The following is a 21482-nucleotide window of genomic DNA, read 5'->3' on the forward strand; positions in this document are numbered from 1 at the left end:
TGAGGCCGTGGGCGAGGGCGGCTCGGCGTGGCCGCCCCCGTCCGGAGGCCCTGCCCTGGTTGTACGGCTTCGCGACGAACTTCATCCGCCGGCACCAGCGCGCCGAGATACAGCGCTACAAGGCGGACGCGAAGGTGGGCGCGCTTCCCGACGTGGACGACGCCGCGGAGCAGGCCCTCGGGCGGGCGAGCGCGCCTGCCGTACGCCGCCCGCGTCAGGGCCGGTCGGCGCGAGGGCTCGGCCGGTGGACCGCGCGGGTAATAGTCGGAAGTCGCTCCGTCGTGCCCGTGCGGGTGCCTACGCTGGTCCTGACGACCGGTCTTGGAGGAACGCGTCCCGATGGGCAGAACGCGCCGCAACAAGAGCACGTCCGCCGGCCGCGGCGCCGCGGCCGGACGGCAGGAGGAAGCCGAGGCATCCGCTCCCGCTCAGCCCAAGGGGCCTCTGGCCTGGGTGGCGGGCATCGCCGGCGCCGTGATCCTGGCCGCGTTCGGCGTCGTCTTCACCGACTGGTACAACAGCCACGGCTCCGACACCGTCCAGCGGGTACGCGGCGCCGCCTCGGTCACCGTCGGCCACGTGGCCGTCGACTACGACGAGCGCGACATCGTGCTGCGTGACACGGTGACCACCCCCGAGGACCGGGCGGTCATGGTGGCCACCTACGCCGACGAGCAGCGTGAGGCGATGCTCGCACGCCATCGGATGGCCCTGATCGACAGCATGAACGTCACCGTCGCGCTGACCGGCAACCGCAGCAGCCTGCGCATCGTGAACATCGAGCCGCGCGTCCTCGCCCGCATGCCGGTGTCGAAGGGCGCCCGCCTGATCGCCACCAAGGCCGGCGAGGCGGGCACCGTGGAGCTGGCCGCCGACCTCGACCGTCCCGTGCCCCGCTTCACGACCGGCGCGGGCACCTCGTACTTCCGGAAGAAGCAGATCGACCTGAAACGGGACGAGCCGGTCACGCTCAGCCTGAGCTTCACCGGCAAGAAGGCGTACTACGAGTTCGACCTCCGGGCCACGGTCCTCGCCGACGGCCGTACGGAGGAGATCGTGATCAAGGGGCCGGACGGCGGGCCGTTCCGGCTGACCGGCAAGGCCACCCGCTACCGGGCCTACTACCGGCAGGCGTCGCACGGGGGCTGGCAGCCCTGCGAGGAACGCCGGGCGTGCTGATCGCCCGTTTCCTCCGGGTCCTGGTGGCGCTCACGTCGGCCGCCGCGCTCGCGGTGGCCGACGACGGGCGGCCCCCGATGGAGCTCGTGGGATGGAAGACGGTGTGGTCGGCCCCCGCCGACGAGAAGAGCTCGTTCTCCTTCCTGTCCGGCGAGAACGTGATCATCGCGACGCCGGAGGGGACCGTGACCGTGCGCGACCCCCGCACCGGCGCGATCCGGCTCACCATCCGCGCTCCGGTCTCCGTCCTGAGCGACGCCTGGGCCGTGGACGCCACCCTCGTCGTGGCCGGAAGCCCGAAGGCATCGTCGGACCGGACCCTGTACGCCTACGACCTGGCCTCCGGCCGCCCGCTGTGGCGGTACGAACTGCCCCCGTCGGGGCCGCACATGCGCAACCTGCCCCGGATCCTGGTGTCCGGGCACGGCGTCGTCGTCTTCCACCGGGACTCCGGGCTGCTCTCGCTCGACGTGCGGACCGGCGGCGTCCGGGCACGGGCCGTGGAGGCCGTCGGCTGCCAGGGGGAGCCCGGCTCCACCCCCACGGCCCTGCTGCTGCTGAGCCGGTGCGGGCGAGGCCGCGTGCGGCTCGACTCCTACGATCCGCGCACGCTGCGGCGGAGCTGGACGCGCCCGGTGACCACGTGGCGCGTCGCGCCGGGCGTCGGCGTCCGGCTCTGGTTCAAGGACGCGTCGGAGGGCTTCGTCATCGCGGCGGTGGACGGCGAGGACTTCCCCTTCACACGGGACGGCACCCCGCTGCCCCGATCCCGCCTGGACGAGGCGGTCGCCGAGCGCCCGTCCCCGGCGGTCGGCCGGCATCCCGACGCCGAGGACCGCGCCGGGTTCGACTGGAACAACGCCTGGCCGCTGCCCGCCTACCTCCTCTCGCGGGACACCGGCACTCCCGTCGCGCTTCCCCTCGACAGGCCGCTCACCCACACCACCGGCTATCTGGGAACGACCGCCCGAATGGCCTTCATCCACGGCGACGCCCAGGTCACCGCCCTGCGTCCCGTCTACGGGCATCCCACCGGTCCCGTGGCGCTCGGCGGCGTCCCGCCGGGGGAGTGGCCGGACGCCTGCTCCCTGCTCACCGCGCGCGACCTCGGCCGGGACGTCCGCCGCGTCCCGGGGAGGAAGTCCCTGGGCCGTCTCACCTTACCCAGGCCCGTGACCTGCGACTGGGTGCCGCCCGAGGGCGACGGCGCGGTCGTCTCGCTCGCCGTGAGCTGGGTGTCCCCGGACGCCCCCGCCCTCTTCACCGCCGCCACCGAGCAGACCAGGCGTCACGAGAGCTTCGACCACGACCCCACGGTCCAGGGCGAGGGCATCTTCTCCTACACCGCCCACGGCCCCGGGGGGACCTTCGCCGGGACGCTCGTCAACGTGGGACCGGTCATCGTGCATCTGGCGTCGCCGTCCCGGCTGGCGCAGCGCCTGGCCGCGGCCCGGGTGCGCGACAACCTGACGGCCCGCTACCTGCCGGGGCGGCGCATCCCGCCGCCGGCGCGGACGGGCGGGTGGACCCACCTCGCCGACGGAAGCGTCAACACCGACCCGGTGGTGGACGGCGGGGTCGTCTACGCCGGAGCCGACGACGGCCTGTACGCCCTCGACGCCGCCACGGGCCGGGTCCGGTGGAGATCGCAGCCGGCCACGCCCCTGCTCGTGGACGGCGCCCTCTACGCCGCGAGCGGCGACGGGGTGGCCGCCGTCGACCCCGCCACCGGCCGGACGAGGTGGAGCCGCCGCTTCGACACCCGGTACATGGGCATCAAGGACCTCGCCATCCAGGACGGCGGCGTGTACGCGGGCGTCGGCCTGACCCACGTCGTCGCGCTGGAGGCCGCCACCGGCAGGCAGCGGTGGCGCTTCCGCGTCCCCGGCGACCTGGGCCGCGTGGCCGTGGCCGCCGGCGCCGTCCACGTGACCAGCCGGAAAGGCGTGCTGTACTCGCTCGACGCACGGTCGGGCGCGCTTCGCCGGCGTTCCCGCGTAGGCATCGGCGGCATCACCCCGGGCGGTTACCTGGCCGCGACCGGGAAGGCCGTCTTCGTGATCACCGGCGCGAAGGCGTCCGCGCTCGACCCCGTCACCGGGAGGACGCGGTGGCAGGCCCGCCTCGGCGCCGCCGTCCGGTACGACCCCGTCGTGATCGGCGACACCGTCTACCTCGGCGACCTCGCCGGACGCACGTACGCGCTGGACATCGCCTCCGGCCGGGAACGATGGAGGCTCACCGGCGAGGGCGACAGCGGCCTCTGGAACGTCACCGCGTCACGAGGGAACGTCTATGTCGCCGGCGGGAGCCTGCACGCCCTCGACCCCGAAACCGGGGAGGAACGGTGGAGCGGGCCGTTCACCGCCCAGGTGTCGGTCCACGCCGACATCGTCTTCGCCCGGGACGAGAACGGCGTACTGCACGCGCTGGACGCGGCCACCGGCGTTCCTCGCTGGCGCTTCCAGAGCGGCGGACGCTTCCAGACCCGGCCGGTCGTGGCCGGCGGCCTCGTCTATGTCGGCAGTTCCAACGGCGACCTGTACGCACTGCGCGCCACGGACGGACGTCCCGGGCCGAGCCCGGCCGAGCTCGCCGTGCGCCCGTGAAGCGCCTGGCCGCGAGGTCCGTCCCGAAAGCAGGAAGACCTCCCCGTGCGGGGAGGTCTTCGGATCGTCGCGTCAGTGGTGGTGGGCGGCGGGCGGCGCGTGGTGATGGTGGTCCGCCGGCACGGCGGGCCGCTGGTCCGCCCTCCTCCAGGTGGCCAGGGCGGTCAGCAGTCCGGCCGTGGTGAGGAGGCCGCCGACCCAGTTGACCGAGCTGAGGCCGAGCCCGCCGTCGATGGCCGCCCCGCCCAGGTAGATGCCGATGGCGCTGCCCAGGGTGAAGGCGGAGATGTTGGCGGCGGACGCCACGTCCGGTGCCTGGCCCGCGGCCGTCATGACCCGCAGTTGCAGCGGGGCGACCACGGCGAAGGCCGCGGTCCCGAAGACCAGCATCATCACGACCGTCGCCGGCCTGCTCTCGACGGCGAAGGTCATCGCGAACAACGCGACGGCCAGCGCGCCGAGGGTCGCGATCACGGTGGGCATGAGCGCCCTGTCCGCGAGCTTGCCCCCGAGGTGGTTGCCGAGGAAGAGCCCGATCCCGAACAGCAGGAGCAGCGGCGTGACCCAGCCGGCCTCGAACCCGGTCACCTCGGTGATCTGCGGCGCGAGGTAGACGTAGCTGGTGAAGACGCCTCCGTAGCCGAGCATCGTGGTGACCAGCGCGCCCCACACGGCCGGACGGCGCAGGGCCGCGAGTTGCTCGCGCATGGTCGGCCCCTGGCCGGCGCCGCCCAGGTGAGCCAGCGCGTGCGCGTCGAGCCCTTCGAACTCGGCGCCGGGCCGGGGGTCGTGGTGGTGTTCGTGCTGGACGTCCGCCGTGCCGCGGCGGCCCAGCGAGCCGATCAGGCCGAGCAGCGCGATGCCGCCGAAGACCACCAAAGTCCAGAACGTGAATCGCCAGCCGAGCGCCTGTCCGATCGCCGCCCCGATCGGCGCGCCGAGCACCGTGGAGGCCGTCAGCCCGGAGAAGACGATGGCCACCGCGCGTCCCTTCCGCGACGGGTCGACCAGTTCGGCGGCGTACACGGCGGCGATGCCCAGGAAGGCGCCGTGGGCCATGGCGGAGATGATCCGTCCGGCCATGATGGTGGCGTAGGCGGGGCCGAGGGCGGAGACCAGGTTGCCCAGGAGGAACACGCCCGTGGTGGTCAGGAGCATCGACCGCCGGCCGAACCTGGTGCCCAGAGCCGTGAACACCGGCGCGCCGATCGCGACCCCGAGCGCGTAGACGCTCTCCAGCGCGCCGACGGCCCCGATCGTGACGTTCAACGACTGGGCGATCTCACGGACGACACCGGCGACGATGAACTCGTCGGCGCCCATCGCGAACGCTCCGACGACCATCGCCCAGATCGCCAATGGCAGCTTTCTCATAGCGCGCTCCCTGCGTGGAGGGCCGCCCGCCGGGGGTTCGTGCCCCCGGCGGGCCTTGCGCCGCTGTAAGCGCCATACCCACTGGGGGTATTCCCGATTCCGCCGAAGGGCGGTCGGCGATCAGGTCTGCTGGTAGCCGAGAAGGGTCATCATGCCTGATTCGGCGTGGTAGATGTTGTGGCAGTGGATCATCCAGAGCCCCGGGTTGTCGGCGTCGAACTCGACGTCGAGCGTGCTGCCGGGCAGGACGATCACGGTGTCCTTGCGAACGCCGCCGTCCGCCAGGGCGAAGGTGTGGCCGTGCAGGTGCATGGGGTGCCACATGGTGGTCCGGTTCACGAACGACAGCCGCACGCGTTCGCCCGGCCGTACCGGGGAGATGATCTCCGGGTCGTACTTCTTGCCGTTGATCGCCCAGTCGTAGGCCATCATGCTGCCGGTCAGCTCCAGCTTGACGACGCGGTCGGGCTCCTTGGCCGCCAGCCGCACGCCTTCGGCCGGCCTGAGCTCGGCATAGCGGACGACGTCGCCGTCCAGTTCCCGGGGGCGCAGGTCGGCCTTGGGAGCGGAAGCGCCGTCGCCGGTCCGGATCAGGCCGCGGGCCACGGCGTTCTTGCCTTCGGCCAGGGCGACCAGCGGGAAGACGCCGTCCTTGAGGGTGACCAGCACGTCGTAGCGCTCGCCCATGCCGATCAGCAGCGCGTCGGTCTCGGCGTGCCGGACGGGGAAGCCGTCGGTGTGGGTGACGGTCAGCCGGTGTCCGGCCAGGGCCATCCGGAAGGCGGTGTCGCCTCCGGCGTTGATGACGCGGATGCGCAACCGCGTTCCCGGCTTGGCGCGGAAGGTCTCGGCGGCGGCGGGGACGCGGCCGTTGAGCAGGAAGTGCGGGTAGCGCACGTCGCCGGCGTCCCCGCCGAGCAGCGGGCTCGTCGCGCCCATGAGCATGTGCTTGGCCGGGCCCGAGGAGGGAGCGGAGGTGGCGCCGTGGTTCATTCCCGGCATGTCGCCCATGCCGCCGGTGGGGGTGGCGGCGCCGTGGTTCATGCCCACGCTCATGCCTCGGGACAGCTCGGCCAGGACCTCCTCGGGCGTCCCGGTGACGCCGTCCAGCCAGTCGTCGAGGACCACGACCCACTCGGCGTCGTACCCGAGCGGCTCGTGGGGGTCCTCCACGATCAGCGGGGAGTACAGGCCCCGGTCCAGCTGGGTTCCGGAGTGCGGGTGGAACCAGTAGGTGCCGGGGTCGGGGGCGGCGAACTCGTAGACGTGCTCGGCTCCGGCGGCGACGGGCTGCTGGGTGACGCCGGGCACGCCGTCGGCCTGGTTGGTCAGCGCCAGGCCGTGCCAGTGGATGCTGGTGTCCTGGGGGAGCCGGTTGGTCAGGCGGGCGCGGACCACCTCGCCGGCCTGGACCCGGATGGGCGCGCCCGGGATCTTGCCGTCGTACGCCCAGGTGCGCACGGTGACGCCGCCGAGGTCCACCTGGCTCTCGGCGGCGGTCAGGCGGAAGTCGCGGACCGCGCCCGTGCGGCGCGCCCGCTCCGCTTGCCGGACCTGCTCGCTGGTCGGCGTGACGAACGCCGGCCCGGTGGCGGCGGGCTCACCGGCGCACGCGGTGAGAGCGCTGCCCAGAATGCCGAGCCCGGTGGCCCGCAGCATGGTACGTCGATCGATCTGCATGGTTGATGCCTCGCTGAGAAGTCGTGCTCACGGATGGACGCGGCCGGATCCGGCCGGGGCGCGAACGCCACGGCGATCCGGGTCCGCGACTCAGGTCCGCAGGACGACGGTTCGTCTCAGTACGAGAGCGTCAGGCGGCCCGCGCAGCCGGCGGGCGACGCGCCACCCCAGGCGGGCGAGACCGCCGGACGGCGAGGTGAGCAGGCCCGCCACATGGAGCAACGGCAAGGCGAGCGCGATGAGCCCGGCCGCGATGGCCAGGCAGATGGGGGCGGTGTCGTGACCGCCACCCGGGGCTCCGCCGTGGTCGGGCATCGAAGACGGGCCGTCGTGGGCTTGGACGGCACCGGCGGAGACGGGCAGGGGCTGGTTCTGGCCCCCGACGTGGCCGAGGGTGTGCATCGCGGCCAGGCCCAGGGCGATGAGCACGGCCAGCAGCACCGGTGGGAGCAATCCCGCCGGCCGACCCTTCCGCCCCGAAGTCACACCCTCACGATACCCCTACCTGGTATATGGTGGCGGTAAGCGCCCGTTGGGCCATTTACGCGGCGTCCAGCTTGACCTCGCTCAGCCGGCCCGTGGTGACGTCGTAGACGAACCCGCGGACGGAGTCCTTGTGCGGGATGAACGGGTCGGCCTGGATGCGCCTGGCCGACTGGCGCACGTCCGCCTCCAGGTCCTGGAACGCCTCGGCGGACCAGTCGGGCTTGACGCCGACCTCCTGGTAGATGTCGTGCTTGAAGCCGTCGTCGGTGAACGTCAGCATGCCGCAGTCGGTGTGGTGGATGAGGATGATCTCGCGGGTGCCCAGGAGGCGCTGGCTGATGGCCAGGCTGCGACGTTCGCCGGCGGTGACGACGCCGCCCGCGTTGCGGATCACGTGCGCGTCGCCCTCGCGCAGCCCGAGCAGGCCGTAGACGTTGAGCCGGGCGTCCATGCAGGCCACCACGGCCACGCCTCGGGCGGGCGGCAGCGGCAGGTCCCCGGCGTCGAAGGCGGCGGCGTAGCGTTCGGAGTTGGCGATCAGCTGGTCGGTGACGCTCATGGGGGAGTCCTCCTGTGACGTGCCGACATAGTCCACATTCCCTACTGACTGTACATGTTATTGGCGCGACGTGTAGCCCCCGACTGTTGAGGTACCGTCCGGGTGATGCAGGTACGAGTCACCGGCGTGCTCGTCGAGGACGGCCGGATCCTCCTCCTTGACCAGGACGCCGACTCCGGTCGCTCGTGGTCCCTGCCCGGCGGGAAGGTCGAACCGGGCGAAACCATCGGCCATGCGCTCGTGCGGGAGATGCGCGAGGAGACCGGCGTCGAGGTCGGTGTGGGCCGGCTGCTGTACGTGTGCGACCACCTGCCCGGCGGCGACATCCACGTCGTGCACATGACGTTCGAGGTCACCCGCATCGGCGGCACCGTCGGCGCCATGGTGGCGGGCGCCGACACCGTCCCGATCCGCGGCGTGGAGTTCGTGCCCCTGGCCGAGCTGCCCGCGCTCGGGTTCGCCGACCGGTTCGTCGAGCTGGCCCGGGCCGGCTGGCCGGGAGCCGGAGCCTACATGGGCGCCAAGGCCGCCATCGGCCTGTAAATAATCTACGTTGTAAAGGCGGCGGGCTTCCGCCGCTCCCGGCTTCGGCCCCGGCAGCGGCCTGTCGAACCGCGCCGCGGGCACCGTCCTGGTCTTCCCGGACTCGAACTGCCGGATCAAGGTCTTCGACCCCGTGGAGCCCGGGGACGTCGAGCAGGGCAACATCGGAAGCTTCTTCGCCGTGAACTGATCCGGCAAAAGCCCCCTACCGTGTGGACTCCAGGTTCAAGCTTGAAGTGTTTGAGCGTGTGGGAGACGCGCAGGACGCCGCACCGTAGCATGTGGCCGAGGTGCGCCGCCTGGTCCTCGACCCGATGACCAAGGCCCAGCAGCGGCAGCTCGGCATGATCGCCTCCCGCATCCTGCGGGCCGTGGACCCCGCCCGCGAACTCCCAGAACGCTCCTGACCCGCGGGTTTCACGCGCGCGTTCTGCCCTTCACCCGTTCCACGAGAGGACTTCCGCCAGGCCCACGATCGCGATCGTCGGCGCCGACCCCGCCGCGCTGACCGCCGCGCTGGAGGCCGCGACCGTCCGGCCGTGCTGCCCGCCTGAGCCGTCCGGCGGGGTGGGGCTTGTCCTTGGTGCGGCGAGCCCAGATGATCAGGATCCGGACACGCGGTTCGGGGCGTCCTGCGGGATGCCCTTCCTTCGAGAGGCGGCCATGCGGTCACCGACCTACCTGCACGACCTTCTGGTCGCGACCCTCTTCACCGAGGGGCTCGACGCCGAGATGGACCTGTGGGCGCTGGGATTCAGCGCCATGTGGGTCCAGGGCGCGGACCTCGGGTCGCTCGCCCGGACCTTCCACCTGGACCTCGCCACCCGGACCCCGTGCCACCTGAGCGAGATCCTCGACCACAACATCGACGACGGATCCACCTGGGTGGCCGAGGTCAACGGCTGGATCGGCGTCGTGCCGGCGCACGGCCACGGCGAGTTCCTGTGCTCGGTCACCGAAGGCGGCCGTCAGGCCCTCGGCCTCCGTATGGACATCACCGGCAACGCCTATTTCGAATACGCCCGCGACGGTCGCATGGTCGTCTCCTTCGACCCGCTCTCGCCCGACGACTGGAGGCGGTCCGGCGACGACCCGCACGCGCTCGATCGTCTGATGGACGGGCTGCGCTTCGAGATCAGCGATGACGACGTCCGCGACAACCCCGTGGAGGATCCGGAGAGCATCAGCTCGGCCTTGGCGCTGATCGGGCGCGTCACGGAGACCGACATCGCCACCGACTGGTTCCTGGCGCGGCACTCGCGCATCAGGCCCGCCTCCTGACGGCCCCGGATCCCGCCGGGCTGCTCAGGCGTTCTCGCGGGTGTCGTTGCGGAGGCTGAGGAAGACCAGGACGACCCCGATGTACGTGCACAGCCGCACCGCGTCGGGGATGCCGTTCCAGGTGCCGTTCATCCACATGCCGAACCATTCGCCGCCGATGGCCTGGAAGCCGAAGAACCACAGGAGCAGGGCCACCGTGCAGCCGACGACGCCCCAGCGCTTGGCCTGGTGGAAGGCGGCGTCGTCGCGGCCGACGGCCCTGGCCTGCTGCCAGGCGGACACGAGACAGGTCACCATGATGACCGCCTCGGTGAGGATGACGCCGACGTAGGCGACGTGGTGCGCCCACGTCCACGTGATGGCGCGGTAGTTGATCTGGCTGACCGCGGCGAGCTCGGGCTTCTGGGCGTCCATGGCCAGGACGTGCCGGACGAACTCGAAGTTCGTGCCGTAGTCGGTGAGGTTGCCGAACACGACGAGCAGCGCGAAGCCGCCGACGGTGAAGGTGAGCAGCGCCTTCGCCAGGCGAATGGCGACGATGGTGTCGAAGCGGGCCAAGGTTCTTTCCTTTGACATCTCTGATCGAATGAGCACACGAGCCCAGAGGAGGTGTCCTGCGATGGGGAAAGATCCACGGGGCCCGCTCGCCCGGCGTGGAGGAACTCGCCGGGCCGCTCCACTGGCTCCGTCACTGGTGGTGACGTCGCGGGCCCCTCAGCCTGAGGTGGAACAACGCGACCGATTGTAGCCGCGCTCGCCCCCTGCCCGATCCGCGACCGGCGCGGCTACCCGGCGGGGCCGGGTCGCAGGAGGTCGAGCAGGGCCCGTACGGCCGGGTTGCTGTCGTGGCCGGCCCGGGTGACCAGCGCGACGGTCCGGTCCGCGGTGTTCCCGATGATCGGGACGGCCGTCAGGCCGGCCTGGTGGGCCACGCCCACGGGCAGGACGGCGAGGCCGAGCCCGTGCCTGACCAGCGAGGCCAGCAGTTCGAGCTGGGTGGTCCTGAGCACGATCCGCCGTTTGAGCCCCGCGTCGTGGCACAGCCGGTCGACGACGGTCTGCAGCCCGGTCCCGGCCTGGAACTCGACGAACGGCTCCGCCTCCAGGTCGGCCAGCCGGACGCCGGGCTGCCCGGCCAGCGGGTGGCCGGGCCCCGCGGCCACCGCCAGCGGCTCGGTGTCGCTGTCGATCACCGTGAGCGCCGCGGGCAGCTCGTCGACGCCGCACGCGAGGTAGGCGAGGTCCAGTTCGCCGCTGCGCAACGCCTCGATCATCTCGTCGACCGGCGCCTCCAGGAGGCTGATCTCGACCCCCGGGTACGCCTTCGTGAAGCGGGCCAGCACCTCGGGAAGGTCGATCCAGGTGAGCATCTGGATCGTGCCGAGCGCCACCTGCCCGCGCAGCAGCCCCTGGACGGCGGAGATCTCCGCCCTGGCCGCGCGGGCGTCGGCGAGGATGTGGCGGGCGATCGGGAGGAGGGCGCGGCCGGCGGGGCTGAGCTCGACGCGGCGGGTGGTGCGGTCGAAGAGGGTGGCGCCGAGCTCGCGTTCGAGCTGGCGGATGGATGCGCTCAGTGACGACTGGACGACGTTGACGTCGTGGGCCGCCAGGGTGAAGCTGCGCCGCCGGGCCACGGCGAGGAAGTGCGACAGCTGTCTGAGCTCCATTTATCGACCGTTTCGATGAGGGCTACCAAGTCTATCTGTTGGACAGAATAGCCTGGTGGAAGGCAGTCTGGGTACTGAGCGTGAACACCGCTGGACAACAAGGGAGTTGGCCTGTGACTGCCAGGAGCATTGCAGCCGAGCCGTTCGATCTGGAGCTGGACCCGGCGACGACGGCGCTGGTCGTGATCGACATGCAGCGGGACTTCCTGCAGCCGGGCGGTTTCGGGGAACTGCTCGGCAACGACGTCTCGCTGCTGCGCGGCGCGATCGAGCCGACGCGGGCGGTCCTGGAGGCGGCGCGGGCCGCCGGGATGCTCGTGATCCACACCCGCGAGGGCCACCGTACCGACCTCACGGACTGCCCGCCCGCCAAGCGGACGCGGGGCGGCAAGACGTTCATCGGCACCGACGGGCCCATGGGCCGCATCCTGGTCCGCGGCGAGGAGGGGCACGACATCGTCCCCGAGCTCTACCCGATCGAGGGCGAGCCGGTGATCGACAAGCCGGGCAAGGGCGCGTTCTACGCGACCGACCTGGAGGCGATCCTGAGCAGCCGGGGGATCCGCACGCTGCTGGTCTGCGGCGTGACCCTGGAGGTGTGCGTGCACACCACGGTGCGCGAGGCCAACGACCGCGGGTACGAGTGCGTGGTCCTGGAGGACTGCGTGGGCTCCTACTTCCCCGAGTTCCTCCGGGTCGGGCTCGACATGATCAAGGCGCAGGGCGCGATCTTCGGCTGGGTGTCGGACTCCAAGCGCGCCGTGGACCTGCTGAACGGCTAGCTCGACATGGTCGCCGTCTCCGCCGGCTATCTGGTGCCGGGGCCGGACTTCGCCGGAACGGTCCACAGCGTCTTCGCGACCGCGTGCAACCTGGCCGTGGACGGCCTCCTGCTGACCGTGCACGACGCCGTCGCGCCGCACACGCCGACGTCCGTCCGCGTGACGGGGTGGCGGCCTGCGGCGCGGGTGGGCGATCCGGTCCGGTGCAGGTCGGGGCTGCTGTCGTTCGGCGCGCACGTGCTCGATCTGCGGGACGTGCCGGTCTGGACGCCACCGCCGCCGGCACGGGCGTCGTCCACGGTCACCGGCTGGCGGCAGGTCGCGGAGCTGCGCGAGCGGTACGTCGAGGCCGAGGGCCTCACCGTGCCCGGCCTCGACGGACGAGCGGAAAGCCTGCTGGAGGCGCTGACCGGACGGCCGCACGACGTGCCAGGGGCCGTGGCGCGGCTGGTCGGGTTCGGGCCCGGCCTGACCCCCAGCGGCGACGACCTGCTGGTCGGCGCGCTGGCCGTCCTGTCACGGACCGCCCGGTCAGCGGGCGGCCCGGCGCCCGCGCGGGCGTTCCGCACCCTCGCGGACGGCGTGCGCCGGCACGCCCACCGCACCACCGACGTCGCCGCCCACTACCTGCGGCTCGCTGCCGAGGGCCACTACAGCGAGCCGATCCTCGACCTGGTGGACGCGCTCGTCACCGGAGCCGACCGCACGGCGGTGCCGGCCCGTACCCAGGCCGCGTTGCGCGTGGGAGCCAGCTCGGGAGCCGACGGCGTCGCCGGCGTCCTGCTCGGCCTGCGCGTACTCGGTTTCTCCCCAGATCGGAAGGCGGCATGAGCAGCATTCGCGAACATCGCATCTACCCCAACCGCTATCAGGACTCGGTCGCCCTGATGGCGCTCTCCGCGGCGCTGGCCGAGCTCCCCGGCATCCGGACGGCCTCCGTCGTGATGGGGACCGGCACCAACCTGGACAACCTCCGGCAGGCCGGGCTGGGCGAGGTGCAGGCCGGCCCCGGCGACCTGGTCGTCGCGGTGCTGGGCGAGGAGCAGGCCACCGCACAGGCACTGGAGCTGGCTGACGAGCGGCTGTCCGAGCAGCCGTCCCGCGAGACCGCCGGCGACGTTGTGGCGCCGCCGCTCCGGAGCCTGCGGCAGGCCGTGGAGCAGAACCCGGCGCACAACCTGGCGCTGATCTCGGTGCCCGGACCGTACGCCGCCGCCGAGGCGCTGAAGGCGCTGCGGCTCGGGCTGAACGTCATGGTGTTCAGCGACAACGTCCCGATCGACCAGGAGATCGAGATCAAGCGCTTCGCCGAGGAGCGGGACCTGCTCGTGATGGGCCCCGACTGCGGCACCGCGATCGTGGACGGCCTTCCGCTCGGCTTCGCCAACGTCGTGCGGCGTGGCCGCGTCGGCGTGGTGGGCGCGTCGGGAACCGGCATGCAGGAGATCACCTCACGGGTGCACCAGCTCGGAGAGGGCATCTCGCAGGCGTTCGGCACCGGCGGCCACGACCTGTCGGCGGAGGTCGGGGCGATCTCCATGCTCCGCGGGCTGCGCGCCCTGGCCGCCGACGAGAAGACGGACGTCATCGTGCTGGTCTCCAAGCCTCCGGCCGAGACGGTCGCCAAGACCGTGGTCGAGGAGGCGCGCACGCGCGACGTGCCCGTCGTGATCTGCTTCCTCGGCGCCGACCCGGCCGCGTTCGGCGGCGACACCCCGGGGGTGCGGTTCGCCGGCACGCTGGCCGGGGCCGCCGACGTCGCGGTGGCGCTCGTCCGGGGGGAGGCCCGGCCCGAGGATCGGCCGGTGGAGCCGTACGAGCAGGTGAGTCTCGCGCCGGAGCAGCGTGACCTGCGCGGCGTGTTCACCGGTGGCACGTTCTGCTACGAGGCGCAGCTCCTGGCCCTGGCCGAGGGCGTGCGGGCCGCGTCGAACACGCCCGTGGCGGGCAACACCGCGCCGGCCGACGTCGCCGTCAGCGCCGGGCACACGATCCTCGACCTGGGCGACGACGTGTTCACGCGGGGGCGGCCGCATCCCATGATCGACCCGGCGCCGCGCGACGAGCGGCTGCTCGCCGAGGCCGCCGACCCGGCCACCGCCGTCGTCCTGTTCGACGTCGTGCTCGGGTACGGCGCGGCCGACGACCCGATCTCCGGCCTGCTCGACGCCATCGGCCGGGCGCGGGCCGGACGCGAGGGCCCCGCCCCGGCGTTCGTCGCGCACGTCTGCGGCACCGACGACGACCCGCAGGACCGGTCGGCCGTCGTGGCGCGGCTGCGCGAGGCCGGCGTCCTGGTGGCGGAGAACAACGCCCAGGCGGCCGTGATCGCCGCCCGGATGACCCCGTGACCGGGGTAGGAAGGCAGAGACATATGTGGAGCGAGCACCTCGACGTGGTCAACGTCGGTCTCGCCGGGTTCGGGGACGACATCCGCGCCGCCGGAGGGTCCGTGACCGCCCTGGACTGGCGTCCTCCCGCGGGAGGCGACCCGGCGGCCGCGCTGGCGCTGGCCAGGCTCGTCCGCCACCCGGAGGTCGAGCGGGCCAACCAGGTCGCCTTCGAGCGGTACCTGTCCGCGCGGCCGGTGCTGACGGACGTCGTACCGGCGAAGGAGGCCATCCCCGAGCTGGCCGCGGAGCGGCTGATCCTGCACTCGGGCCCGCCCATCGCCTGGGAGCGGATGGCCGGCCCGGTCAGGGGCGCGATCGCCGGGGCCGTCGTGTTCGAAGGCTGGGCGCGGACCCCCGAGCAGGCGGCCGAGCTCGCCGCGTCGGGCGCGATCTCCTTCTCCCCGGCGCACCACTACGGCGCGGTCGGCCCGATGGCCGGCGTCATCAGCCCGTCGATGCCCGTCTGGGTGGTGCGCGACGCCACCTCGGGCAACCTCGCCTACAGCAACTTCAACGAGGGCCTCGGCAAGGTGCTGCGCTTCGGCGCGAACGGTCCGGAGGTGCTCGACCGGCTGAGGTGGATGGGCACCGAGCTGGCCGCGGCGCTGCGGCCCGCCGTCCGGCGGCTGGACGGCCTCGATCTCAAGCCGCTCATCGGCCAGGCGCTGCACATGGGCGACGAGGTGCACAACCGCAACGCGGCGGCCACCGGCCTGCTGCTCAAGCGGCTGCTGCCCGCGCTCATCGCGACCGGGCCGGACAACGCCGTGCTGCGCAGGGCCGCCGAGTTCATCACCGGCAACGACCACTTCTTCCTGAACGTGTCGATGGCGGCCTGCAAGGCCATGCTCGACGCCGCCGCCGGGGTGCCGCACAGCTCGATGGTCACCGCGATGGCGCGCAACGGCGTCAACTTCGGCATCCGCGTCTCCGGCACCGGCGACCGCTGGTTCCAGGCGCCGGCCAACCCCGTCGACGGCCTCTTCTTCCCCGGTTACGGCCTGGACGACGCCGCCCCCGACCTGGGCGACAGCGCGATCACCGAGACCGCGGGGCTCGGCGGCTTCGCGATGGCCGCCTCGCCGGCGATCGTCAAGTTCGTCGGCGGCACGCCGGCCGACGCCACCGCGCACAGCCGGCGGATGCGGGAGATCACGATCGGCACGAACCCGGTGTTCACCCTGCCCGCGCTCGACTTCGGCGCGAGCGCGGCCGGCATCGACGTGCGCGCCGTCGCCGACACGGGCATCCAGCCGGTCATCAACACCGGCATCGCGCACAAGGAGGCCGGTGTCGGGCAGATCGGCGCGGGCGTCACCACGGCGCCGCTGCCCTGCTTCACCCAGGCGGTCGTCGCCCTCGCCGACGGGCTCGGGCTCGCCGCCGGAGCGGCGGGGGCGGCGGCATGAAGGCCGGGCTCGCCGTCGTCGCCTTCGGCGGGAACGCGCTCGTCCGCGACGCCGCCCACGAGGCGATTCCGTACCAGTACGACACGGTCGTGCGGACCGTGCCGGCCATCGTCGACATGATCGCCAAGGGCTGGGACGTCGTGGTCACCCACGGGAACGGCCCGCAGGTCGGCTTCATCCTGCGCCGCTCCGAGCTGGCCGCCGCCGAGGTCGCGCCGGTGCCGCTGGACTACGCGGTCGCCGACACCCAGGGCGCGATCGGGTACATGTTCACCAAGGCGCTCTCCAACGAGCTGGCCGTACGCGGCCTGAGCCGCCCGGTGGTCAGCCTGGTGACGCAGACCGTGGTCGACCCCGCCGATCCGGCCTTCGACCGGCCCACCAAGCCGATCGGGTCGTTCTTCGACGAGGAGACCGCCCGCCGCTACGCCGCCGAACTCGGCTGGACGGTGGCCGAGGACTCCGGACGCGGCTGGCGCCGTACGGTGGCCTCGCCCGAGCCCGTCGAGATCGTCGAGCTCGGCACCATCCGCGACCTCGTCGGCGGCGGAACCGTGGTGGTGGCCGGCGGCGGCGGAGGCGTGGCCGTCGCCCGCGACGCCACAGGCCTGCTCACCGGCGTCGAGGCGGTGATCGACAAGGACCGCGCCGCAGCGCTGCTCGCCGCCGAGCTCGGCGCGGACCTGCTGGCCATCCCGACCGGCGTGGACCGGGTGGCGATCCACTTCGGCACGCCGCGGGAGCAGTGGCTCGACCACCTCACCCCGGACACCGCCGCCGAGTACGCCGCCGAGGGGCACTTCGGAGAGGGCAGCATGCGCCCCAAGGTGGAGGCGATCATCGACTTCCTGCGGGCCAGGCCCACGTCGTACGGCCTGATCACCGCCCCCGACCGGCTCGCCGACGCCCTGTCCGGCACGACCGGCACCTGGATCAGCAAGGGAGAAACAGCATGACCGGCACCACCACCGGCGTGGCGCTCGCCGTCAACGGCACGCTGATGCGCGGCCTCGAACTCAACGGCAACCTCACCGGCGCCGGCGCCACGTTCCTGCGCGAGGACGCCACGGCCCCCTGCTACCGGCTGTGGAGCATCGACGACCGGCACCCCGCGATGATCCGCACCACCGACGGCAGCGGCGTGTCGGTCGAGGTGGAGGTCTGGGAGGTGCCCGCCGAAGGGCTGGCCGGGGTGCTGCTGTCCGAGCCCGCCGGACTGTCCGTCGGCAAGGTCAGCCTCGCCGACGGCACGGAGGTGCTGGGCGTGATCGGCGAGCCGTTCCTGGTGGCGGGCAAGCGGGAGATCACCGAGTTCACGGGCTGGCGGCGGTACGTCGCGACGCTCGGAGAGGGTTGACCATGACGACCGAGACCCCGGCCGAGAGGGCCCAGGCCGCGACCGGAGCGCCCGGCTACCGGATCGCGCTGATCCTGCTGGGCATCATCATCACGCCGGTCGTGCTGTCCTCGCCGACGCTCGGCAGCGGCCTGCCCTTCCCGAGCGTGGTCACCTCTGTGGTGGCCGGCTCGCTCGTCCTGATGGTCGTCGCGGTGCTCACCCTGGCGATCGGCGAGCACGCCCGGCAGCCCACCTACGACGTCGTGCGCTTCCCCTTCGGCCGCGGCGGCGCCAAGGCGATCACCGCGCTGCTCGGGGTCAGCGTGTTCGGCTGGGCCACGGTGACCGCCAACGGCTTCGGCACCGCGGCGCAGCGCCTGGTCGCCGAACTGACCGGCGCGCAGGTGCCGCTGCCCGTGCTCGTGGCCTCCGGCTGCGTGTTGTTCGTGGCGGCGACGGCGTTCGGCTTCGAGATCCTCGGCAAGGTGGCGCAGTTCGCCGTGCCGGTGATCGCGCTGCTGCTCGGCTACCTCGTCCACGTCTCCCTCAGCTCGGCGCGCGACTTCGTCACGCCGGGGTCGCCGATGGACTGGGGCGTCGCCGTCTCCTCGGTGGTCGGCACCGGCACCGTGCTCGCCGTGACCTCCGCCGACTTCGGCAGCTTCGCCAGGGGCCGCAGGCAGGCCCTGACCGGCGGCGTGCTCGCCTTCGGGATCGCCTACCCGCTGCTGTTCGTGGCGGGCGCCGTGCCGGCGGCGCTGACCGGGCGGACCGCGCTCATCGACGCCATGGCGTTGATCGCCTCGGCGCTGCCGGCGATCGCGCTGCTGGTGTTCGCCTCGATCACCGCGAACGCGGGCAACATCTTCCAGGGCACGCTCGCCGTGTCGTCGCTGGTCCCCAAGGCCCGGAAGTGGCAGGTCTCGATCGCGCTCGGCGCGGGCGCGGCCGTGCTCGGCAGCTTCGACGTCTCGGCCTGGCTGCCGAACTTCCTGCTCTTCCTCGGCATCGCGGCGCCGCCGGTGGCGGGCATCATCATCGCCGACTTCCTCCTCTACCGGCGCAACGGCTACGACACCGGCGCGCTGTCGTACGGCGCCGCGGTCAGGCTGCCGACGTTCGTGGCGTGGGCGGGCGGGTCGGTTGTCGGCTACCTCACCGCGTACGGCACGTTCTCCCTCACGCACATCCCGTCGATCGACTCCCTCCTGTGCGGCGGCCTCCTCTACGCCCTGATCACCGCTCTGGCCACGTCCGGCCGCCGGGAACGTGTCGCCTAGGCGCGCCGGAAGGAGGTCTCCATCAGGTGCCAGAACGAACGGAAGCGTGTGGCGCCGAGCAGGCCCGAGGTGTCCAACTCCCAGGCCTCCCATTCGCCGCCCGCAGTGACAACGTACGGATTGAGCAGGTAGACGAGGCCCTCGATGTCCTCGGAGACGCGCAACGTGTGCGGCAGGAAGTCGCCGACCTCGAAATACTGCGGGTCCTGAGGTGCGTCGTAGTCGAAGGAATAGTCGTCGGGCAACTCCGGAACGGGGGAGTCCGACGGCGGGCCCCACGTGTGTGCGAGGTGCGGGTCCACGTCGCGTAGCCACCCGGCCTCGGCGATGGGGAGTATGTGCAGGCTGGTGAAGGACTCCACGTCCCAGCCGTTGGTCACCAAGAGGAACTCCCGGTAGCTGGGCGGCAGGCTGAGGCCGAGGCGCTCCTCGTGCAGCAGGATCTCGGCCTCGGACGCGGGGGCCGTGCCCAGCCACTCGGGCGGGTAGGACGAGGAGTCCTCGCCGGGATCGTCGTCCGTGCCGCTCATCGTGTGGAGACGCGCGGCCCAGGGGTAGCGGGGGGCGTTCATGGACGTACCGTATCCAGAGGGAAGGGCCCCCGGTGATCATGCCTGGAGCAGATCCGGGACGTCCTCACCGTCTCCGGCCAGGCCGAGCGCCAGGCCCTCCTCCAGCGGCACCACGCGGAACCGGAACACCGGCTCCAGGAGATATCGGCGTCCAAGGCGCTGATCGAGCACCTCATGCGGTGCACCGCGGACGACTTCACCCGATGCCCCGACTACCGGCGGAGGGCCGAGAGCACCACCGGGCCGCATGACCTCGGCAAGGGCGGCTGCGTGATCTGAGACGCCGCCGTGGCCTCATCTGCCGGCGGCGCCGGATCCGCGCGCGGGCAGGGCGGCGCTCGTCAGGCGCAGCCCGCGGGCGTTCACGGTGAGCGCGACGCTCACACACCGAACGGACGCGTCCGCCGCCAAGCCGTCCGGCACGTCGAGGATCGTGGCACGGACGAGCCCCTCGACGCGACCCCGCAGGGGCTCGGCGCGAAGCGCCCACACCTCGACGGCGATCCCGGTCGACGCACCCTTGACAAGCAGAGGCGCCAGATCGGCGCCCTGCTCTTCGAACGGACCCCGCGATCCGTCCGGGATCGCGGCCGCGTCGGCCGCCGCCTCCAGAGCAGGCATCCGGCGGTCCGCGTCCTGCATCGCGACATCGACTCGGTCGACCCGCCGGCCCTGCTGCGCTCGGGCGAGATCGACGTGGGTCACGTCTGGCTGCCGCTGCACGAACCCGGCCTCACCGTCGGCGCGGTCACCCACGTCTCCTCGCAGGTGCTCATGGTCGCGGCCGCCCACCCGCTCGCCGGACGCCGAACCTTCGCGTCCGGCACGAGAATGCGAGGGAACCCTTGGAGAAACAGGGGAAACGCAGGTGAGAGCGCGCCTACAGGCCCGCTGGCGAGGCCGACACCACCTCGACCGCCGCGGCCACGAGATCGTCGACGACCAGGCAGGCGGGAGCGTCGCCCCAGGCTCGCTCCGTGGCCCGCCCGTCACCTGTGCGAACCAGGATCGGGCGTACGCCGGCGGCCTGTGCGGCCGCGATGTCCGACGACCGGTCGCCGATCAGGCAGCTCTCCGACAGGTCGAGGTTCAGCTCGGCGGCCGCGCGTCGGATCATGGCCGGGCTGGGCTTCGGCGCGTCACCCACGTTGTAGCGGGCGGAGATCGCCTGTTCCCCGGCCACCGGACTGCTGTAGATCGCATCGACGGCGACCCCTTCGCCGGCCAGCAGCTCGGACATCCGATCATGGACCTCGTCCAGGGTTCCCGGTTCCACGTAGCCGAGGCCGACGCAGGACTGGTTCGTCACGACGACCAGGGCGTACCCGTGATCACGCAGCAGCCGGAGCGCGGGTGCCGCGCCCGGCAGCAGGTGCATCGCCCCAGGGCCGTGTCTGTAGGTCGGGAGCGTGTTGACGCAGCCGTCGCGGTCGAGGAACACCGCCTTCCGGGCGGGTGCCTCACCCGCGAGACGAACCTGCTCATGCCGGACGGCGCCGACCCGGCCGCCGTCGAGCTCGATGTCGAAGATCCGGTACGGGTGCGGATGCTCGACCAGCGCCGGCGTGACGCTGAAGGTGGTCGATCCGATCGTGGTCGGCTCGGCCCCCGGATGGTAGTGCCCGGACAGGGACAGGACGACCCGGCCGGAGTCGCTGGTCCGCCGCCGGAGCTCCTCACCTTCGGCGTAGGTGTGCGGGTAGCCCTCGTCCAGCCGTGGCGTGATGACGAAGTGCTGGAGATGGACCTGCGGACGCGTGCCGGGGTCGAGCAACGACGAGTCGAACCGCTCCCGTTCGGTCAGCGTGCGACGCGGCACGTTGCCGGTCGACTCGCGATCCCAGAAGCTGACGACGCGTAGCCCGCCGACGTCCCGGACGAACGGTCCAGACCCCAGTTCCTCGGCATGCACGCGATAGCTGTCGTGATTGCCGGGAACGGCGATCCACTCGATGCCGCACTCGTCGAGCATCCGCCGTACGAGGCGATAGTCCGCGCGCACCCGCTGCCAGGCCAGGCCGTCGCGGGCGGCGTCACGCTCGGGGGCGAACAGGTATCCCGGGACGTCCACCAGGTCGCCGGTGATCACGATCAGCTGGGCGCCACGACGGCGGGCGTCGTCGAGCGCGGCCGCCAGCAGCTCGGGAGCCGTACGACTGCGCCGCACCGGCACCGTGGAATGTCCAGGGATGCGGCTTCGGAGATGTATGTCGGTTATGTGGGCGATGCGCATCGGGGATGCTTCTCCTGTCGTGCCAGCGCGTGACTCGAACAGCCTGCGTCCGTCGCGTGACCGTGGCCGGCACTGGCTGAGGCTGTGAGGAATGGT

General features: G+C 72.3%; 19 protein-coding genes and 1 pseudogene. 12 read left to right on the plus strand and 8 right to left on the minus strand.

Annotated elements, in window-relative coordinates; all coding sequences use genetic code 11:
* The first annotated feature begins 339 nt into the window (after positions 1-339).
* Together AB0J97_RS35500 and AB0J97_RS35505 are read left to right on the plus strand one after the other, a co-directional pair.
* On the plus strand, positions 340-1179 hold the full coding sequence (locus AB0J97_RS35500) for a hypothetical protein (RefSeq protein ID WP_364097093.1): 840 nt from the start codon (positions 340-342) through the stop codon (positions 1177-1179).
* Positions 1173-3788 (plus strand): PQQ-binding-like beta-propeller repeat protein, encoded by a 2616-nt coding sequence (locus tag AB0J97_RS35505; RefSeq protein WP_364097096.1) that lies wholly within the window; start codon positions 1173-1175, stop codon positions 3786-3788. Before AB0J97_RS35500 ends, AB0J97_RS35505 begins: the two co-directional genes overlap by 7 nt.
* A gap of 72 nt (positions 3789-3860) precedes the next feature.
* Here AB0J97_RS35505 and AB0J97_RS35510 read toward each other — a convergent pair whose 3' ends face one another.
* The 4 genes from AB0J97_RS35510 to AB0J97_RS35525 all read right to left on the minus strand — a co-directional run bounded on the left by AB0J97_RS35510 (position 3861) and on the right by AB0J97_RS35525 (position 7887).
* Complete coding sequence (locus AB0J97_RS35510; RefSeq protein ID WP_357707255.1) at positions 3861-5162, minus strand: MFS transporter; 1302 nt, start codon at positions 5160-5162, stop codon at positions 3861-3863.
* Positions 5163-5282: 120 nt separating this feature from the next.
* Positions 5283-6842, minus strand: a complete 1560-nt coding sequence (locus AB0J97_RS35515) for a multicopper oxidase family protein (protein WP_364097099.1) — start codon at positions 6840-6842, stop codon at positions 5283-5285.
* 90 nt (positions 6843-6932) lie between these two features.
* Positions 6933-7328: a hypothetical protein gene (locus AB0J97_RS35520; RefSeq protein WP_364097102.1), complete on the minus strand. Its 396-nt coding sequence runs from the start codon at positions 7326-7328 to the stop codon at positions 6933-6935.
* Between the two features lie 55 nt (positions 7329-7383).
* The gene (locus tag AB0J97_RS35525; RefSeq protein WP_364097105.1) at positions 7384-7887 is read right to left on the minus strand and encodes a carbonic anhydrase; all 504 of its coding nucleotides are present in this window, start codon (positions 7885-7887) and stop codon (positions 7384-7386) included.
* A gap of 105 nt (positions 7888-7992) precedes the next feature.
* Here AB0J97_RS35525 and AB0J97_RS35530 point away from each other — a divergent pair, with 105 nt between their 5' ends.
* Together AB0J97_RS35530 and AB0J97_RS35535 are read left to right on the plus strand one after the other, a co-directional pair.
* Positions 7993-8430 (plus strand): NUDIX hydrolase, encoded by a 438-nt coding sequence (locus AB0J97_RS35530; RefSeq protein WP_364097108.1) that lies wholly within the window; start codon positions 7993-7995, stop codon positions 8428-8430.
* A 663-nt stretch (positions 8431-9093) separates the two neighbouring features.
* Positions 9094-9711, plus strand: a complete 618-nt coding sequence (locus tag AB0J97_RS35535; protein ID WP_364097111.1) for a DUF6461 domain-containing protein — start codon at positions 9094-9096, stop codon at positions 9709-9711.
* Positions 9712-9735: 24 nt separating this feature from the next.
* On the opposite strand, the gene AB0J97_RS35540 is transcribed toward AB0J97_RS35535, so the two are convergent.
* Both AB0J97_RS35540 and AB0J97_RS35545 read right to left on the minus strand, forming a co-directional pair.
* Complete coding sequence (locus AB0J97_RS35540; protein ID WP_364097114.1) at positions 9736-10269, minus strand: DUF2165 domain-containing protein; 534 nt, start codon at positions 10267-10269, stop codon at positions 9736-9738.
* Between the two features lie 227 nt (positions 10270-10496).
* Positions 10497-11378, minus strand: coding sequence for a LysR family transcriptional regulator (locus tag AB0J97_RS35545; protein ID WP_364097117.1), 882 nt, complete (start codon positions 11376-11378; stop codon positions 10497-10499).
* 113 nt (positions 11379-11491) lie between these two features.
* On the opposite strand from AB0J97_RS35545, the gene AB0J97_RS35550 reads away from it, so the two are divergent.
* Genes AB0J97_RS35550 through AB0J97_RS35580 form a run of 7 tightly spaced genes read left to right on the plus strand, consistent with a single transcriptional unit; the run spans position 11492 to position 18581 of the window.
* Complete coding sequence (locus AB0J97_RS35550; RefSeq protein ID WP_357707269.1) at positions 11492-12160, plus strand: isochorismatase family cysteine hydrolase; 669 nt, start codon at positions 11492-11494, stop codon at positions 12158-12160.
* Between the two features lie 6 nt (positions 12161-12166).
* Positions 12167-12991, plus strand: a complete 825-nt coding sequence (locus tag AB0J97_RS35555) for a DUF2877 domain-containing protein (RefSeq protein WP_364097120.1) — start codon at positions 12167-12169, stop codon at positions 12989-12991.
* Positions 12988-14511, plus strand: a complete 1524-nt coding sequence (gene fdrA, locus AB0J97_RS35560) for an acyl-CoA synthetase FdrA (RefSeq protein WP_364097123.1) — start codon at positions 12988-12990, stop codon at positions 14509-14511. Before AB0J97_RS35555 ends, fdrA begins: the two co-directional genes overlap by 4 nt.
* 23 nt (positions 14512-14534) lie before the next feature.
* Entirely contained in the window at positions 14535-15962 is a 1428-nt protein-coding gene (locus AB0J97_RS35565; protein ID WP_364097126.1) for a DUF1116 domain-containing protein, read from the plus strand.
* Complete coding sequence (gene arcC / locus AB0J97_RS35570; protein ID WP_364097129.1) at positions 15959-16918, plus strand: carbamate kinase; 960 nt, start codon at positions 15959-15961, stop codon at positions 16916-16918. The genes AB0J97_RS35565 and arcC overlap by 4 nt, the downstream gene beginning before the upstream one ends.
* A complete protein-coding gene (locus tag AB0J97_RS35575; protein WP_357707275.1) occupies positions 16915-17319 on the plus strand; it encodes a gamma-glutamylcyclotransferase in 405 nt (134 codons plus the stop codon). Before arcC ends, AB0J97_RS35575 begins: the two co-directional genes overlap by 4 nt.
* A gap of 2 nt (positions 17320-17321) precedes the next feature.
* The gene (locus tag AB0J97_RS35580) at positions 17322-18581 is read left to right on the plus strand and encodes a cytosine permease (RefSeq protein WP_364097132.1); all 1260 of its coding nucleotides are present in this window, start codon (positions 17322-17324) and stop codon (positions 18579-18581) included.
* Here the strand turns inward: AB0J97_RS35580 and AB0J97_RS35585 are convergent.
* The gene (locus AB0J97_RS35585; protein ID WP_364097135.1) at positions 18578-19153 is read right to left on the minus strand and encodes an SMI1/KNR4 family protein; all 576 of its coding nucleotides are present in this window, start codon (positions 19151-19153) and stop codon (positions 18578-18580) included. The genes AB0J97_RS35580 and AB0J97_RS35585 overlap by 4 nt on opposite strands.
* A 288-nt stretch (positions 19154-19441) precedes the next feature.
* Here AB0J97_RS35585 and AB0J97_RS35590 point away from each other — a divergent pair.
* Positions 19442-19906: pseudogene (locus AB0J97_RS35590) on the plus strand (hypothetical protein); the annotation flags it as partial.
* A gap of 127 nt (positions 19907-20033) precedes the next feature.
* Here the strand turns inward: AB0J97_RS35590 and AB0J97_RS35595 are convergent.
* A complete protein-coding gene (locus AB0J97_RS35595) occupies positions 20034-21386 on the minus strand; it encodes an HAD-IIIA family hydrolase (protein ID WP_364097138.1) in 1353 nt (450 codons plus the stop codon).
* Positions 21387-21482 lie beyond the last annotated feature (96 nt).

The sequence above is a fragment of the Nonomuraea sp. NPDC049607 genome (genome assembly GCF_040675375.1).
Classification (GTDB): Bacteria; Actinomycetota; Actinomycetes; order Streptosporangiales; family Streptosporangiaceae; genus Nonomuraea.

Coding starts and splice junctions, on each gene's coding strand:
- AB0J97_RS35525 (WP_364097105.1), bottom strand. CDS start 7,887: ATGAGCGTCACCGACCAGCTGATCGCCAACTCCGAACGCTACGCCGCC.
- AB0J97_RS35575 (WP_357707275.1), top strand. CDS start 16,915: ATGACCGGCACCACCACCGGCGTGGCGCTCGCCGTCAACGGCACGCTG.
- AB0J97_RS35595 (WP_364097138.1), bottom strand. CDS start 21,386: ATGCGCATCGCCCACATAACCGACATACATCTCCGAAGCCGCATCCCT.
- AB0J97_RS35565 (WP_364097126.1), top strand. CDS start 14,535: ATGTGGAGCGAGCACCTCGACGTGGTCAACGTCGGTCTCGCCGGGTTC.
- fdrA (WP_364097123.1), top strand. CDS start 12,988: ATGAGCAGCATTCGCGAACATCGCATCTACCCCAACCGCTATCAGGAC.
- arcC (WP_364097129.1), top strand. CDS start 15,959: ATGAAGGCCGGGCTCGCCGTCGTCGCCTTCGGCGGGAACGCGCTCGTC.
- AB0J97_RS35585 (WP_364097135.1), bottom strand. CDS start 19,153: ATGAACGCCCCCCGCTACCCCTGGGCCGCGCGTCTCCACACGATGAGC.
- AB0J97_RS35500 (WP_364097093.1), top strand. CDS start 340: ATGGGCAGAACGCGCCGCAACAAGAGCACGTCCGCCGGCCGCGGCGCC.
- AB0J97_RS35535 (WP_364097111.1), top strand. CDS start 9,094: ATGCGGTCACCGACCTACCTGCACGACCTTCTGGTCGCGACCCTCTTC.
- AB0J97_RS35530 (WP_364097108.1), top strand. CDS start 7,993: ATGCAGGTACGAGTCACCGGCGTGCTCGTCGAGGACGGCCGGATCCTC.
- AB0J97_RS35510 (WP_357707255.1), bottom strand. CDS start 5,162: ATGAGAAAGCTGCCATTGGCGATCTGGGCGATGGTCGTCGGAGCGTTC.
- AB0J97_RS35555 (WP_364097120.1), top strand. CDS start 12,167: ATGGTCGCCGTCTCCGCCGGCTATCTGGTGCCGGGGCCGGACTTCGCC.
- AB0J97_RS35580 (WP_364097132.1), top strand. CDS start 17,322: ATGACGACCGAGACCCCGGCCGAGAGGGCCCAGGCCGCGACCGGAGCG.
- AB0J97_RS35515 (WP_364097099.1), bottom strand. CDS start 6,842: ATGCAGATCGATCGACGTACCATGCTGCGGGCCACCGGGCTCGGCATT.
- AB0J97_RS35545 (WP_364097117.1), bottom strand. CDS start 11,378: ATGGAGCTCAGACAGCTGTCGCACTTCCTCGCCGTGGCCCGGCGGCGC.